At 41.5% G+C, this 15174-nt stretch carries 14 protein-coding genes; 5 read left to right on the top strand and 9 right to left on the bottom strand.

All coding sequences use genetic code 11. From position 1 onward, the window contains the following. Positions 1–106: 106 nt before the first annotated feature. From BM043_RS18435 to BM043_RS18405, 8 genes are all read right to left on the bottom strand, one after another. On the bottom strand, positions 107–892 hold the full coding sequence (locus BM043_RS18435; RefSeq protein WP_092794488.1) for a LytR/AlgR family response regulator transcription factor: 786 nt from the start codon (positions 890–892) through the stop codon (positions 107–109). Further along, positions 889–1923, bottom strand: a complete 1035-nt coding sequence (locus BM043_RS18430; protein WP_143189580.1) for a sensor histidine kinase — start codon at positions 1921–1923, stop codon at positions 889–891. Before BM043_RS18430 ends, BM043_RS18435 begins: the two co-directional genes overlap by 4 nt. Continuing rightward, entirely contained in the window at positions 1920–2078 is a 159-nt protein-coding gene (locus BM043_RS19600) for a hypothetical protein (protein ID WP_177188526.1), read from the bottom strand. The genes BM043_RS18430 and BM043_RS19600 overlap by 4 nt, the downstream gene beginning before the upstream one ends. 156 nt (positions 2079–2234) lie before the next feature. After that, positions 2235–2909, bottom strand: coding sequence for an ABC transporter ATP-binding protein (locus BM043_RS18425; protein WP_092794484.1), 675 nt, complete (start codon positions 2907–2909; stop codon positions 2235–2237). Further along, positions 2906–4153, bottom strand: a complete 1248-nt coding sequence (locus BM043_RS18420; protein WP_092794481.1) for an ABC transporter permease — start codon at positions 4151–4153, stop codon at positions 2906–2908. The genes BM043_RS18425 and BM043_RS18420 overlap by 4 nt, the downstream gene beginning before the upstream one ends. Further along, positions 4150–5208 carry an efflux RND transporter periplasmic adaptor subunit gene (locus BM043_RS18415; protein WP_177188525.1) on the bottom strand — a complete coding sequence of 353 codons (1059 nt, stop codon included), beginning with the start codon at positions 5206–5208 and terminating at the stop codon, positions 4150–4152. Before BM043_RS18415 ends, BM043_RS18420 begins: the two co-directional genes overlap by 4 nt. Before the next feature lie 46 nt (positions 5209–5254). Next, positions 5255–6598 carry a TolC family protein gene (locus BM043_RS18410; RefSeq protein ID WP_092794476.1) on the bottom strand — a complete coding sequence of 448 codons (1344 nt, stop codon included), beginning with the start codon at positions 6596–6598 and terminating at the stop codon, positions 5255–5257. Between the two features lie 466 nt (positions 6599–7064). Further along, positions 7065–7661, bottom strand: a complete 597-nt coding sequence (locus BM043_RS18405; RefSeq protein WP_092794474.1) for a TetR family transcriptional regulator — start codon at positions 7659–7661, stop codon at positions 7065–7067. A gap of 176 nt (positions 7662–7837) precedes the next feature. Here BM043_RS18405 and BM043_RS18400 point away from each other — a divergent pair, with 176 nt between their 5' ends. The 4 genes from BM043_RS18400 to BM043_RS18385 all read left to right on the top strand — a co-directional run bounded on the left by BM043_RS18400 (position 7838) and on the right by BM043_RS18385 (position 14031). After that, positions 7838–10948, top strand: a complete 3111-nt coding sequence (locus BM043_RS18400; protein ID WP_092794471.1) for a SusC/RagA family TonB-linked outer membrane protein — start codon at positions 7838–7840, stop codon at positions 10946–10948. A 39-nt stretch (positions 10949–10987) separates the two neighbouring features. Continuing rightward, positions 10988–12445 (top strand): SusD/RagB family nutrient-binding outer membrane lipoprotein, encoded by a 1458-nt coding sequence (locus tag BM043_RS18395; RefSeq protein ID WP_092794502.1) that lies wholly within the window; start codon positions 10988–10990, stop codon positions 12443–12445. Positions 12446–12511: 66 nt separating this feature from the next. Next, the gene (locus BM043_RS18390; RefSeq protein WP_092794469.1) at positions 12512–13756 is read left to right on the top strand and encodes an alkaline phosphatase family protein; all 1245 of its coding nucleotides are present in this window, start codon (positions 12512–12514) and stop codon (positions 13754–13756) included. Then, a complete protein-coding gene (locus BM043_RS18385; protein ID WP_092794466.1) occupies positions 13753–14031 on the top strand; it encodes a CBU_0592 family membrane protein in 279 nt (92 codons plus the stop codon). The genes BM043_RS18390 and BM043_RS18385 overlap by 4 nt, the downstream gene beginning before the upstream one ends. Positions 14032–14220: 189 nt before the next feature. Here BM043_RS18385 and BM043_RS18380 read toward each other — a convergent pair whose 3' ends face one another. Continuing rightward, positions 14221–14577 carry a hypothetical protein gene (locus tag BM043_RS18380; RefSeq protein ID WP_092794499.1) on the bottom strand — a complete coding sequence of 119 codons (357 nt, stop codon included), beginning with the start codon at positions 14575–14577 and terminating at the stop codon, positions 14221–14223. A gap of 438 nt (positions 14578–15015) precedes the next feature. Between BM043_RS18380 and BM043_RS19595 the strand changes: the two genes are divergently transcribed. Next, positions 15016–15168, top strand: a complete 153-nt coding sequence (locus BM043_RS19595; RefSeq protein ID WP_317042394.1) for a zincin-like metallopeptidase domain-containing protein — start codon at positions 15016–15018, stop codon at positions 15166–15168. The last annotated feature ends 6 nt before the right edge of the window (positions 15169–15174 follow it).

Raw genomic sequence — 15174 nt, 5'->3', positions numbered from 1 at the left:
CAAAACCGACCGCTAGGCAAAGAAAAAGGGCAGCTGGGATTTAGTTTTAACCCCTAACTGACCTTTTCAAAGGAATTTTCCAAGATGCCCTAATTTATAACTCAACCTATCCTGACTTCCCTAGAATCCATTTTTTAAAAATCGTGCTGCGCTCTTTACTGATTGGTATTGGTGGAAGAGATGACGTTTTGAGCTGAACTTCCAAACCTTTAAAATTTGATTTGATCTGTTTTACCGAATCGATTCTAAGAATACATTGACGGTTGGCGCGGAAAAAAAGACTAGGATCCAATGCCTTTTCCAATTCGTCCAAACTTTGAAAATCAGTCAACAGGCGTTTGCCATCTTGTATAATCACAAAGATCAGCTCTTCTTTGATAAAAGTGACGATTTCCTCCTCAGTGATTGGTACAAGGCTATTTTGAGTTGTTGCCAAAATCCGTTTTAGATAAACTGTCCCTTTTTGGCTTTGCTGTAGGCTGGTTGACAAATCAGGAAAAGCAAATGAAGCCCTGCGCTTTCCCAATTTTTCCAATGCAAGTTTTAATTCTGTTTTTTCGATTGGTTTCAATAAAAAATCCACGCTGTTCACCTCAAAGGCCCGGATCGCATAGTGGTTAAAGGCCGTGGTGAAAATTACCGGGCATGGAGGTTCGAACCGCTGAAAAATATCAAAACTGATCCCATCTGAAAGTTGAATATCCGCAAAAATTAAATCTGTGATTTGGGATTGTTCAAACCAATTGATGGCTTTTTTCACACTGGAAAGTATGGGTAGAATTTCAGCGGATGGGATTAAATCCAAAATATGTTTTTTCAGCCCGTCAGCCACCAGGGGTTCATCCTCCAAGATGAGGATTTTTGGTCTTTCGGTATGAAAATAGGTATTCATGAATCAGATGATTTAGTCGAGATAAGCGGGATAAAAACAGAAAAAGAGTCTTTGCTTTCCTCTATTTTGACGGGTAAGTCGGTAAGGAAACTATAAAGATGCGTTAACTGCTTCAATCCCATTTGATTTGAATTTCCTGCCAAGACTTTTGGGTTTTTATTGTTTTGGACACAAAGATATTCTCCTTGGGTTTCCAGTCGAATTTTCAGCACTTGATCCGGATCGATGACATTGTGCTTGACGCAGTTTTCCAGCAAAACCTGAAGGCTGACCGGAGCAATGCAGTTGGATAACTGATCTTGGTTGATCTGCATCGTAATTTCTATTCCTTCCTTAAACCTAGTTTCTAAAAGAAAAATAAATTGCCCGATAAAATCCAATTCTTCCTTTAGACTCACCAGATTTTTTTCTTCATGCTGAAGGACATAGCGATATACCTTTGAGAGATTGGTCACGTATTCGGAGGCTAACCCCGGATTGTCATAAATCAAGCTATGGAGTGAGCTTAATGAATTAAACAAAAAATGTGGGTTAAGCTGATTTTTAAGGTTATCAAACTGAACCTGAGTTTTTTCCTTTTCGAGGCGTTCTGCTTTCAGGAGGCTTTTTTTCCACTCGTCAAAAAAATACTTGCCAAAAAACACGCTGTTGATCAAAAAGGACATAATCGTAAAGGTCGCATAGGTGGTCATGCTGAAAAGAATACTTAGAGAACCCTCAAGGTACTTTCCAGCCAAAAGAAATAAGATCCGATTGCCAACCAACATAAAAACAGCGCCCAGTATCAGTTGAAGCGCTATTCGCTTTCCCAGACCTTTCGAATAGGAGAGTTTTTGGTTCAAAAGTGAATTCATCCCTCTGAAAAACTCCCAGGTAATTACCATGAAAAGAAAAGAAATAGGGATTACTTCGAGAGGAAAATCGCCTTTTAATTCCAGCTTGTCCCAAAGCGAATATCGAATCAGAGAGCTGATCATGGTGAAGATCAGAATGATTCCATATTCTATCCAAAATGTCTTTCTTAACTTCATTCTGAGATTTTTATTTTCTTGACAGGGTGCGTTTCTGATTTTTCCCACTGCTTCACACTTTCTTCAAAAGCACGGTGATAAGCCTTTTGGAAGTCAATGACCATTAATTTTCGCTCAGAATCTGAATGTATAAATTTTACGGCTGGAGTTTTCATTTTGGCGGTGTTTTATCAATAGTAGAGGGTTTGTGAATTGATACTTAGAAATATGAAGATCGATTGGAAACCCGAAATATGCCCTAGAACTCTTTTTTCGAGCTTAAAATGCTTTTTTCTATTCTTCGGTCTTCGGTCTCCCGTCTTCCATCTTCTTTACAAAATTCTACCATCTTTCATTTCAATTATTCGATCTGTTTTGGCAGCAAAATCATCGTCATGAGTCACTGCTATGATGGTCTGTCCCAGTTCCTGAGTGAGCTTCCGGAAAGTATCAAAGACAATTTTTGAGTTGACCGAATCCAGGTTTCCTGTTGGTTCATCCCCCATGATGAGCAGGGGATTATTAATCAAAGCCCGGGCAATCGCTACCCGCTGCTGTTGCCCTCCCGAGAGTTTGGAAGATACCTTATCGGCTTGATCTGCAATCCCAAGGATATCCAGCTTTTCCATGGCTCTTTTTTTGATTTCTGATTCAGGGAATTTTGCCAGTTTCAAAGCCGGAATCATTACGTTTTCTAAAGCGGTGAATTCTGGTAAAAGAAAATGAAACTGAAATACAAATCCGATGTGCTCATTTCGAAACCTGGCCAAGTAGTCCGGCTTTTTTCCGGTCAGCTCAATGTTGTTAATTTGGAGTTTTCCTTCGAAGTCCATATCCATGGTACTGAGCAGATACATCAAGGTGGATTTTCCACTGCCTGACTTGCCGACCAAGCTGAGAAATTCTCCTCGACGGACCTCCAAATCGATGGATTTCAATACCTGAAAGGTCTGTGGATCATGGAAGTATTTGCTGATCCCTTCTGTTTTGAGCAAGATCTGTTTCATATCCCTCTGATGATTTCAATTGGATCAATTTTTCCTGCTTTTCGGGCAGGCATCCAGCCGGCCACTGCCGTAGTAGCCACCCCAAACACAATTCCTATCAGGTAAAACTTTGGATCAAAACTGATGGGAAGTGCATCAATCGAAAGTAAGTCTCCTCCATCAAATGGCACCTGAGCCAAAAGTAAGGAAAGAATATACCCGACTACCAATCCCATCAAACTCCCAAATAAGCCGATTATAAGGGATTGGGTCATGAAAATGCCCGTGACATCCTTGGCAGCAAACCCGGTCGCTTTCAAGATGGCGATGTCCTTCATTTTGCTGTAAATGGTCATATTCAAGATATTGTAAATCCCGAATCCCGCTACAATCAATAGGGTAATCGAAACCGAATAAGTCATGATGTCACGGATTATAGCTCCGGCTAAAAGAGTGGAATTTGCGGTTTCCCAATCTTCGGCTTTGTAGCCATACATCGCCTGGATTTTCTCCGCTTTACCCCTGGCTTCGCGGTAATTTGTGGTCTTAATGTTGAGATCGGTGATGTATCCCGCATCTTTCCCGAGTAGTTTTTGGACGGTAGCCAGATTGGCATAGCTCCTGACATTGTCGATTTCTCCCAAACCCAGCTGAAAAACTCCGACTACTTTCATCGAATAGGTGATGCCTTGAGGAGTAGTGAGGATCAATAAATCACCCAGTTTAGCGGATAGTTTTTTGGCAAGGCCCGAGCCAATGATCAATCCATTGGAAGTAGTCATGAGTGCAGAAAGTGATCCTTCCTTCATTTTGGAATTCAAGTCGAAAAGTTTGTCTTCTTCCAGGATATCCACGCCGGCTACGGAACCGTTGAGTTTGACCGGTCCAAAATTATAAAACACCTGACTAGTCAGGCGGGGCGCCACACCCAAAATCTCCGGATCTCGCCTCAGTAAATCAGCGATTTGAAGGGCATTTCGGATTTTCTCGCTTTCATTTTTGGGTTTGACACTGTGGACCAGATTGACCGCTTTGGGATTGATTTTGTCTAGCAGGGTAGGACGTGGCTCGGTGATGTCCTTGTACATTCGGATATCTGCTGAGGCGATCTTGGTCAGGTCCTCGGTGAAGTTATTGAGACCCGTCATCAGGCTCACCATGGTGATAAACATGCCAATCCCAAAGGTCACTCCAAGCATCGCCACCAGGGTTTGTTTAGGTTTGGCGAGTAGATGGGTTTTGGCTATTTTGAAATTGACATTCATGGCTTGATCAGTTGTGAATTGATATCCAAGCCTTCGAGAATTTCCACCTCCGAAAGTGTCCGAATGCCCGGTTTTACTTTCACTTTTTTGACTTTTCCGGATTCGTAAACCTGTACACTATCCCCGGGTAGGAGAAAATTGCCCGGAATAATCAAGGCATCTTCTTTTTCCCGAATAAGAATATTGGCTTCCAGTGCCAAGCCAGTAAATTTTGCGGGTAGTTCATCCAAAATCGACGCATCGACACGAAGCATTTGATCTGCAGGATCGACCTTAGCGTAGATTTTAATCAATTCACCGGAAAACTGCTGTCCTGGAAAAGCATCCATTTCAAAAAGCACTTTCTGGCCCAGCTTAATTCTGCCGATATCCTGTTCATCAATTTTAAGATTCCCGATAAAGCCATCCATCGAACCCATGGTTCCTAGGATTTCGCCTGGACGAACCAGTTCCCCGACTTCTTTTTCAGACTGAAAAAATATGCCTTCCCGATCACTCTTTACCTGATAAAAGCCCAATTCATCACTTAAGGATAAAAAATCTCGTCGGGCAGCTTCCAATTCTCTTTTTACCTGATCTTGCTTTGAGGTAAATTGATGTTGACTTCGCTTCCATGTCAATCGGCTGCTTTCAAAGGCTGTTTTTACATTTTCATATTGGGACTGAGAGGTAGCCCGCTGATCCAAAAGCCGAGAAAAACGCTGGTATTTCAGCGAGTCATTGAGGTATTGCTCCTTGGCAATCTGAAGCGAATTTTCAGCTTCCTGAATTACTGGACTCTCTTCTGAGGCATTCTTCTGAGCAATTTCAAAAGAAATTTGGGCTGCAGTTAGCCTGCTGTCGAGGGCTTTTCCTGAGATCAAAAATAGGAGTTGACCGGCTTGGACCATTTCTCCTTCTTGTACCTCCTGGCGGATAAGAATTCCATCTACCTGAGCTCGGAGCTCGACTTGTTCTTTTGCCTCTACAAATCCCGAGGCATAGACTGCTTCCCGTACTAATTTAGTTTCGGGTCTGCTGGTATCCGGTTTTGAACAAGCGGAAAAAATTGCCATTAAAATGAGTAAAGTGGGAAATTGATAGCTGCTCATCATCGTGATTTTATCGGGTAGATATGGAAGATTGGATTCGGAATGCGATCAAAGCCTTAGCCGTGCAAAGCTCAGCGAGAGTGCCTAGATATTGTCTTTGTTGCTCGAGTAGCTCCTGCTGGACCTGAAGGAGCTCATCTACGGTAATTAACCCCTCGAGCCACTGGACTCCAGCCAAATGAAAATTATCTTCATATAGAGTAATGACCTCCTCGAAATTTTGGAGTACCGCCTGATTTTGGATGATTTCTGCCTGAAGACCAAGTTTTTCTTCCTGAAGCGTCTCTTGAGTGATTTGTTCTTGCCTTTGGGCAATTTCCCAGTCCAACTTCGCTTGTCTGGATCGGAGACGTTGTTTTCCTCCGCTGAAAAGATTCCACTCTAAATTGAGTCCAATCAGCCCTACTTCGAAGGCATTTTTTTCCTGAAGATTAAAGTCGTTGGAAAGCGTCTGTTGGTAAAATCTTCCAGAAGCTGACAGGGTAGGAAAGTAGGCTGTTTTTGCTTCTTGCAGGCGCTGCGCGCTGAGTTGTGTTTGCTGCTGTGCCAATTGCCAATCGGGCAGTTGATCCAGTTCATATTCAGGATTAATGTCTTTAAGTTTCTGATTTCTGAGCCTTTCCGATAAAATCAATTCCTCGTTGGGAGATTCCCCAATCAGTCTGAGTAAATTTTGTTTTGTTTTAAGGCTCTGCTTTCGCTGGATTTCCTCTTGATTTTTGGCAGAAAAGGCGTTTGCCTTGATGCGCTGGTAGGGTAGGGGTTCGAGTTCGCCGACATCAAACTGAGCTTTTGCCGAATAAAAAATGGAATCGGCTGCCTCGGAATTCTTTTGGGCAATTTCGAGGCTTTCTTGGTGTAAAAGCAACAGGTAGTACTGCCGGGAAATTTGCTCTTTCCAGGCGAGTTGCTGTGAAGCTATTTCCCGGCTGACCATTTCCGCTTGATATTTTTCGGATTTGATTTGATTCCACAGCCCAATATTGATTAAGGGCAGACTGGCTTCAATCCCAAGGTTGAGTTGATATTGTGTCCCGAATTGAATTTCTGTAAAGGTGCCTGGCTCCCCACCAAAGGCCTCCGAAGGGATCAATTGCACCGGAAGCTGCAAATAGTCATCCCATGTGCCGAAAGCACGGATTTTTGGAAATAGGGAATACTGAGCCATTTTTTCGACAGTTTGACCCCGTTCGAGCTGCAATGCTCGAATTTCTTCCTCAGGAGCTTGCTTTTGAGCATATAGCAAAAGGGCATCGAGGCTTTCAAATTGAAGGATCTGTCCCAATCCAGACCCACTTGTTAAGAGCCAGGCAGAGAAAATTAGAATTGATAATCTTAAACGGGAAAAAGCCATGAGTTTTTGACCAATTGATTACCCGAATTAGGGATCCAGCTGATATCTTATAGAATAAAAATGAGTGAAACCGCTTAAAAGTCGTCTGAAGCCTGAAAATTTACCGGTTAACTGTTTTGAAACGAATTAGGAAAAAGGAATGCAATAGGAAAGTGATTTGCATTAATTCACTTATACTATTAATCCAATTATTTCTATAGCTATACCTGATATTGAGAATAGAATAGTGCTGAAGAATATAAATTCCCGAATCGGATACCTCTACAATTCTGACATGATCAGATGAAACATTTTTGGCACCCTAGGTGACTCGGTTGATCCCTCTGGAAAGCTGGTCTGGTTTTGAACCCACAAACATCAGGTTGCCAGTCTTTTTTTCGAGCAATATCACGTTTTTATACGTTCGCAACTCTCCCAGGAGGGATTCTCTACTCCCCAGATCAAAACTGAAAAAACCTGATTGGAGTCAACTGATTTTCAGTAAAGTCTGAGCTAATTTTTTGGCCGATTCCAGATGAAAGGCCTGTTCTTTTTTACTTGAGAGCATATTAATATAATAATAACTGCCATCGACCAAAGTAAATACCTGATTGGAAAGCTCATCTGCCTGACTTATATCCTCATTGTTAAATTCCAGGTAGCTTTCGATAATTAAGGAGAGTTTTTTTCTGAGTCCCTCGTGAAGAATTTTGAATTTGGATTTGATATTATCATCCCTGAATACCAAGGAGTAGCTGCTGTAAAATACTCCATCATCAAAAAGATCATTCCACTCCTTTGAAAATAGTCGCTCAATGAGCGTTTTGATTTTAAGTGAAGGAGTACCTGGTCTGGAAAATTCCTCCTCGAAGATTTGAAAATATCTTTCCAGACAATAATCAATCAAGGCAGAAACAAGATCTTCTTTGGTCTTGAAATAATGTACGATCAGACTGGGTTGTACCTCCAAAACCTTGGCGATTTTGGCCATAGAGCTATTTTCTACGCCTTCACTCATTGCAATTTGATAGAAAGCTTTTAGAATTTCCTGTTTCCTGATTTCAGTGATGCTGGTAAGCGGCATGTTTTAATTTTTTGCAGAAAATTAACTGAATATTTATTGAATGATTGTTCAATTAATTGAATTAACATTAAAATAATGAATCGATTATTAAATTCATGGAAGGTTAACTCAAAGTAAGTGATAAAGTCATACTAGGAAAGGAATTTTGAGAATTAATTAATCAAAATTTCTACTACATGGAAAAGGCATACCGTTTTTGTTTGAAGATACTGGTTATCTTCTTTTTAGCAGGGTTGGCTCCCTGGTCTGCTTGGGCGCAAAGTCAGTTGGTTGGGGTGGTTGTTGACGAAAATTCTGCCCCGATTCCAGGCGTGAGTATTTTAGAAAAAGGAACTTTATCAGGTACGGTGACGGACCTTGACGGAAAGTTTACTTTGGAGGTGGATGCGGGAGCAACCCTGGTATTTTCCTACATCGGATACCTGACCCAGGAAATCACCGTAACAGAAGATCGAATTCTGGATGTACAACTTTTTCCCGCAGTCACTGACTTGGAGGGGGTCGTCGTCACGGCATTGGGCGTGGAGAAAAACGTAAAGTCTTTGGGCTATGCTGTTCAGGAAGTAGATGGGGAGCGTTTTAAAAAAGCGAGGGAACCCAACCTAATTAATTCCTTAACCGGACAGATTGCAGGTTTACAAGTCAATAATACCACGGCATTATTTCAGGATCCTCAGATTTCTTTAAGAGGTGCAAGACCACTCATTGTAATTGATGGGATACCAAGTACGGATAATGATTATTGGAAAGTCAACGCGGATGATGTAGAATCTATTAACGTACTTAAAGGGGCAACTGCTTCTGCGCTTTACGGAGCAATTGGTAGAAATGGTGCTTTAATGATTACGACTAAAAGAGGAGGTCAAGGTACTCAGGTGGAAATAAATTCCAGCACACTATTTCAACCGAATTATTTGGTGGTTCCTGAGGTGCAAACCACCTATGGTAATGGAGACAACGGACAATATGCCTACATCGATGGATCAGGGCGTGGTACTGAAGGATTTGGATGGATATGGGGACCTAGATTAAATCAGCCGGACCCAAGTACGCCTAGTGGTTTTGTGGAGGTTCCTCAGTATAACAGTCCCAGAGATCCCAATACCGGTGAATTGATTCCACTTCCATTGATCTCAAGAGGAGAGAATAACATCCGTAATTTTTTTCAACGTGGTCTGATCTCTACCAATAATATCAACATTACCAGTGGAACTGAAAACGGAAGTTTTAGAATCTCAGGATCCAACGTCTATCAAAAGGGATTGGTACCCAATACTGAACTAAACAACACCTCCTTTTCGGTTTCAGGCGGATATAAAATCTCTGATAAACTGAGTACGGATGCTTCCATTACCTATAACAGGCAATACACGGATAATTTCCCTGAAACTCCTTATGGACCGGAGAATTATCTATACAATTTGGTGCTATGGACCGGAGTCGACGTAGATGTCAGGGATTTGAGAAATTACTGGGTTGAAGGTCAGGAAGGGTTTCAACAAAAGCACTTCAATAATACCTATTACAATAACCCCTATTTCCAGGCTTATGAATACCTGAGGGGATATTACAAGGATAATACCTTTGGACAGGTGAAATTTGATTATCAAATCAGCCCTGAACTTACATTGACCGCTAGAACAGGCTTAAATAATTATGCCCTTGACCGGACCGACAAGGAACCCAAAAGCTATGTGAAATACGGACGGGTATCTCGGGGTAATTTCTACATCTACAATTCAGCTCAAATCAATATGAATACGGATCTGATCCTGAATTATTCAAAAAGGTTTGGAGAAAATTGGGGGCTTAATGCCAATTTGGGTGCGGCGAATCGTTTTGTCCGATTCCGGTCTGAGAGCATCAATACGGACGGTTTAGCTATCCCCAATTTCTATAACGTAGCCAATTCGGAGCAGCCGCTTTCCGGTTCAAACAGCCTGACCAAGGAGAAGATTAATTCTGCCTATTTTTCTGCTGATATTGATTTTATGAATGCGGTATTTCTAACCCTCACGGGAAGAAATGACTGGGTTTCTACCCTGCCCGTGGCAAACAATTCTTTTTTCTATCCTTCCGTGGGTTTGGCGACGACAGTGTCGGATTTCCTGACTATGCCATCTTTTTGGGATTTCGCCAAAGTTCGGATGAGTTGGTCACAGGTAGCTGATGGAAGAATATCATCCAATCCCTACAGCCATATCCAGGCATACAGCACGGGAATCAATTGGAACGGAAATCCATCCCTTTTTTTTCCGGGCTCATTGGTCAATCCTACGATCCGGCCTGAAACCTCCGATAGTTATGAAATTGGATTGGATAACCGGTTTTTGGGCGGAAGACTGGGAATTGATTTGACTTATTTTCAAATACGGGATTACAATAACTTGATTTCAGTACCGGTTTCTCTTGCCTCTGGATTTAGCTCCAGGCTAGAAAACGGAGCCGAATTTAAACGTTCCGGTTTCGAATTGATGTTCAATGCGCTTCCGATACAAACCAGTGAACTCACTTGGGAGGTTAACCTGAATTTCAGTACGTATAAGCGCATTCTGACCGAGAGTTTTGATGGTACGGACCGGTTTGGCAACTTAACAGTGGGCGAGCGGACGGACCAGCTTTTTTCATCCTCTCAATTCCAAAGAACTCCTGAGGGAAGGTTAATTATCGGAAATAATGGATTCCCTATTCGGGATCCCTATCAGAGAAGTATGGGCTTTTCCAATCCCGATTTTATTTTCGGGGTACAGAATCGAGTAACCTATAAGGGAATAAGTCTTGGGTTTTCTTTTGACGGAAGAGCCGGTGGCACCATTTATTCCCTGACCTCAGAGAAGATGTGGTGGGGTGGAACTCACCCCGGAACCGTCAACCAGTTTAGGGATGATGCGAACGAAGGACAGAACACCTTCGTGGCCGACGGAGTCGTGGTGACGGGAGGAGAAGTGGAATACGATGATTTTGGAAATATCCTTTCCGATACTCGAACCTATGCTGAAAATGAGCGACCTATTAATTACATCGCCTGGAACAAGACTACTTTAAATGCGGATTTAACCCATTATTTTGACGCCAGTTTTGTCAAACTCCGAGAGCTTTCCATATCCTACCAGCTTCCTCAGCAGTTGCTCCAACGGACATTTTTGAATACCGCCAATGTTTCCTTGGTGGGAAGAAATCTGATGCTCTGGTCCAATGTGGAAAATATCGATCCGGATTCTGGGGTAGATAATCTTCAAACTCCTTCAGTCCGGAATATAGGATTCAATATTAATCTGGGCTTTTAAATCATTCAATTGATCCTTGAACGGAAAAATAAAAAACATATGAAACGAACATCAAAAATATATTTCCTGGGCCTATTTGTGGCCTTTCTATCCTCCTGTGAGAGCTTTGAGGATTTGCAGCTGGATCCCAATCGTCCGGTACAAGCTGAACCCAGCCTGATTTTGACCCAGATTGAAACGAATGCTTTCAGCTCGGTTTCTTTAGGTGCTGCGCTGGCTTCTAGGCAGCTGATTTATACCAATAGCCTGAGTGAAAATCAATATTATGGTTGGCAGAGAGCCTCCTTCAATGATTACAATCAACTCAGACAGGTCAGTAAATTAGCCGAGGAAGCTGATCGAAAAGATAACGGCAGCTACCGGGCGCTTGCCCTTTTCTTTGAGGCTAATTATTTGGTTGAATTGAGCCAGTTTTTTGGAGATATCCCTGCATCAGAGGCCGTATTGGGTGGTTCAGGGAATTTTTCTCCAATCTATGATCCTCAGGAACGTGTCTATTTAAGTGTGCTCGAAAAACTCGAAGAAGCAAATTCGTTTCTTGGACCCGAATCAGGAGAAATTCTCGGAGATATTATCTTCAATGGGGATATTTTGAAATGGAAAAAGTTGATAAACTCATTTCATTTACGTGTTCTGATGAGTCTTTCTATTAAAGAAAACAATGTAAGTCTCGCTGTTGCCGATCGATTCGATGCGATCTACTCCAACCCTACTTCCTATCCCATTATGACATCAAACCAGGATAATGGAGCCTTAGTTTATGTGGATATAGAGGGAAATCGCTACCCTACCTTTAACAGTAATGAACTTAGGACGGCTTACTACATGGAAAAGTCATTTATAGACCGTTTAAAATCTTTAAATGATCCACGACTGTTCGTATACGCCGATAAAGAAACAAATGGTAGAAATTTGGATGATTTTGACCCAACGGCCTATTCAGGCTTGGGAGGAGCGGACGCATTATCTACCAATACCAATTTGTTGTTGGAAGGCGTCGGATCACCCATAGACAGTAGATATCATAGTGACCCGGTCAATCAGCCCTCACTTTTGATGGGCTATGCCGAATTGGAATTCATCATTGCAGAAGCTGCAATACGAAATTGGATCTCGGCGGATCCAAGGGTGCATTATGAAAATGGTATTCGGGCCTCTATGGAGTTTAACGGGGTTTCTCCGAAAGATACGGAGGCTTATTTGTCTCAGGAGTCAGTACAATTGGGGGATTCTGATGCTTTAGAAAGACTCTTGACTGAAAAACACACCGCCTTTTTCATGAATACGGGTTGGGAACCATTTTTCGATCAAAGACGAACCGGGATTCCGGAATTCAGCCTAAGTGAGGAGATCATCAATCCTTCGGGGATACCAAAAAGATGGATGTATCCCCAGTCTGAAATTCAGCTAAACTTATCCAATTTAAACGAGGCGCTGGATAGGCAATTTGGTGGAGACGATGATATCAATGGAGTGCCTTGGATTTTAAAACCGTAATTTTATTTCCCGTGCACTACACTTAAAAAATGGATTGCACGGGATTTTTGAGTTCAAAGAAAAAAAATGAAGAATCTGATATTGATAGCGGTCTTTTTGATCGGCATAAATGGCATTTGTTTTGGGCAAAAAGAGCAGGAAAAGAAAGTCTTATTCATTATCCTAGATGGGATTTCGGCAGATAATCTGGAACGCGTAAATACCCCCCATTTGGATGAAATCGCTCAGGTAGGAGGATATTGTAGGGCATATACCGGTGGAGTGGTAGGGACTTATTCGGAAACACCGACCATTTCAGCAGTAGGATATAACAGCCTCTTAACCGGAACCTGGGCCAATAAACATCAAGTCTATGGAAATAGTATCCGTAATCCAAACTATCACTATTGGACTGTTTTCCGCTATTTGAAAGAGGCCAGACCAGAAGCCAAGCTAGGGATATTTTCTACCTGGCTTGACAACCGAACTAAGTTGATCGGGGAGAGTTTGCCACAAACCGGAAATCTGAAATTTGACTATTCATTTGATGGGTTTGAGCTGGATACCCTGATGTTTCCCCACGATCAAGAAAGACGGTTTATCTTGAATATTGACAATTATGTATCTTTTCAGGCCGCCCATACTGTTCGGGAAAAAGGGCCGGATTTGTCTTGGGTCTATTTGGAATATACCGATGATATGGGGCATCGTTTTGGAGACAGTCCGCAAACAGATTTGGCCATCCAATACGCCGATTGGCAGGTGGGTAGAATTTGGGATGCCATCCAATATAGACAGCGAAATTTTGCTGAAGATTGGATGGTTTTGGTCACAACGGATCATGGTAGAAATGAAAAAGATGGCAAAGGACACGGAGGGCAAACAGATCGAGAACGTGGAATTTGGATGGTTACCAATTTGAAGGAATTGAACAGTCATTTTCATAGCGGAAGTGCCGCCATGGTGGATATTGCTCCTACTATTTTGCGTTTTTTAAACGTTTCTATTCCTGTCGATCATCAGCTGGAGATGGATGGAGTTCCATTAATTGGACCCTTGTCTTTCGCCAATGTAAAATTATCCATGGAGGGTAATGACACTTGGGTAACTTGGAAACCCTATTCCAAAGTAGAAAAGCTAAAAATCGGATACACCGAAAAGGATGAATTTGAAAAATCCGGCATGGGTGATCCGATTAATTGGATGACTGATATCGAAGTTTCGAATGGGAAATTTTTGATTCCTAAAGAAGTAAGTTCACAAAGCTTTTTAAAACTAGTTCTGAAAGGTGAGCATAATATGGGCAACACTTGGAAAGCAAATTCGAAATGAAAATTTGGATGGACTTATTAGGCTGGCTTGGGGCTTTTTGCTTTTTAGTCTCTTATGGATTACTGATTGGCGGAAAGTGGAAATCCAATGATTTGAAATACCATTTGGCCAATGTTTTGGGAGCAGTGCTTCTTTGCATTAATACCTGGTATGATTCTTCTTTTCCTTCGGTGATGATCAATGCGATTTGGGGATTGATCGCAGTATATGGGATAAAAAAGTCAAATTTTGAGTATACAAAGAAAGGTCGGTTTGGTACTGGAAATGTAGAATAACCCATTTGAAAAAAGTTTGGAGTATTTTTAATCCCTTTGAAGCGTAGAGCCACTTTTCCATTCCAAAACAAATAAAAGCCCGGCACCAAAGCTTTAATTTGTTGGAGGTACAGGGTCTTTTTTTTCTTGAATCATCAAGTTAATTTACTATTAGTGGGCTTCTGCATATTCATTTGATTGAATTAAAATTTATGGATTGGTCAATTCGAATGTTCCTGATTTTAGCATGATGATTACTGTAATCAGGTGAAATAAGGCGATAAATAAGTTGCTAATGACGATTGGGTTTTTGATGGTTCTTACTGTTATAGGACTTATAATTTTGTACACAATCTGCATGGAAAACAGAGCAAATGCCAATATTGGTTGTTGAAAAAACAGTAACAGGATAGAGGCAATTAATATGGTCAAATACATGGAAAGCAAAATTCCTCTTGCGGGTGTAAAACTGCCTGCTACCTTTTGTATCTTTTTAAAGTCACCAATCAATGCGATGCAAACAGGAATCAACACAAGGATATTAAGAATCAAGGATGCGATAATCATAAGCTTGGCTAGTAAGATTGATAAGTACTGTTTTTGATCAATGATATATGACGGATTTACGGTTTTTGAGCTTAAGGGGTTCATTGGGCCTAGCTTAATTTTGAATTTAACTGGTGCTTTGAATCCTTAAAAGTGTGACTAAAATGTAGAATTTTTTAAATTCTATTTTTGTCAGAATGGGTGTGACTAATGTTTAAATATTTTATTTGAATTAAATCAAAGCCCTGTGCCATCCCCGTAAAATAGGTTTTGGTACAGGGCTTTTGGTATCAATTGGAGATTAGTTTATCCACCTTTCCATTTTCCTTTTAAACCTGCCAGGGGATTTTCTTAGCCCCGACCCGTTTTTCCATTTTTGGACTTCTTTAGACTTTAACCATTTCTTTTCAGGATTGATTTGGGAGTTTTTTAAGAGGGTTTTGATCTAGAAAGGGGAAATTGATTCCTGAAATGGGGGCGGGCTATCTAGCAGAAATGACCGGTATCTTGGATGAGGAGTTGGTTTCAAATCATCCAGCCTATCTTCAACATTGGATATCCATTCTTAAGGAGGATAAGAATCTACTGATCGAGGCGGCTTCCAAAGCGTAAAAGGCT

The sequence above is a fragment of the Algoriphagus hitonicola genome, assembly GCF_900113375.1.
Classification (GTDB): domain Bacteria; phylum Bacteroidota; class Bacteroidia; order Cytophagales; family Cyclobacteriaceae; genus Algoriphagus; species Algoriphagus hitonicola.
This window is presented reverse-complemented; position numbering and strand designations above follow the sequence as displayed.

What these genes read in the sequence shown, in the direction of transcription:
- BM043_RS18435 (WP_092794488.1), bottom strand. Translation starts at nt 892, where the DNA reads ATGAATACCTATTTTCATACCGAAAGACCAAAAATCCTCATCTTGGAG.
- BM043_RS18430 (WP_143189580.1), bottom strand. Translation starts at nt 1,923, where the DNA reads ATGAAGTTAAGAAAGACATTTTGGATAGAATATGGAATCATTCTGATC.
- BM043_RS19600 (WP_177188526.1), bottom strand. Translation starts at nt 2,078, where the DNA reads ATGAAAACTCCAGCCGTAAAATTTATACATTCAGATTCTGAGCGAAAA.
- BM043_RS18425 (WP_092794484.1), bottom strand. Translation starts at nt 2,909, where the DNA reads ATGAAACAGATCTTGCTCAAAACAGAAGGGATCAGCAAATACTTCCAT.
- BM043_RS18420 (WP_092794481.1), bottom strand. Translation starts at nt 4,153, where the DNA reads ATGAATGTCAATTTCAAAATAGCCAAAACCCATCTACTCGCCAAACCT.
- BM043_RS18415 (WP_177188525.1), bottom strand. Translation starts at nt 5,208, where the DNA reads ATGGCAATTTTTTCCGCTTGTTCAAAACCGGATACCAGCAGACCCGAA.
- BM043_RS18410 (WP_092794476.1), bottom strand. Translation starts at nt 6,598, where the DNA reads ATGGCTTTTTCCCGTTTAAGATTATCAATTCTAATTTTCTCTGCCTGG.
- BM043_RS18405 (WP_092794474.1), bottom strand. Translation starts at nt 7,661, where the DNA reads ATGCCGCTTACCAGCATCACTGAAATCAGGAAACAGGAAATTCTAAAA.
- BM043_RS18400 (WP_092794471.1), top strand. Translation starts at nt 7,838, where the DNA reads ATGGAAAAGGCATACCGTTTTTGTTTGAAGATACTGGTTATCTTCTTT.
- BM043_RS18395 (WP_092794502.1), top strand. Translation starts at nt 10,988, where the DNA reads ATGAAACGAACATCAAAAATATATTTCCTGGGCCTATTTGTGGCCTTT.
- BM043_RS18390 (WP_092794469.1), top strand. Translation starts at nt 12,512, where the DNA reads ATGAAGAATCTGATATTGATAGCGGTCTTTTTGATCGGCATAAATGGC.
- BM043_RS18385 (WP_092794466.1), top strand. Translation starts at nt 13,753, where the DNA reads ATGAAAATTTGGATGGACTTATTAGGCTGGCTTGGGGCTTTTTGCTTT.
- BM043_RS18380 (WP_092794499.1), bottom strand. Translation starts at nt 14,577, where the DNA reads ATGATTATCGCATCCTTGATTCTTAATATCCTTGTGTTGATTCCTGTT.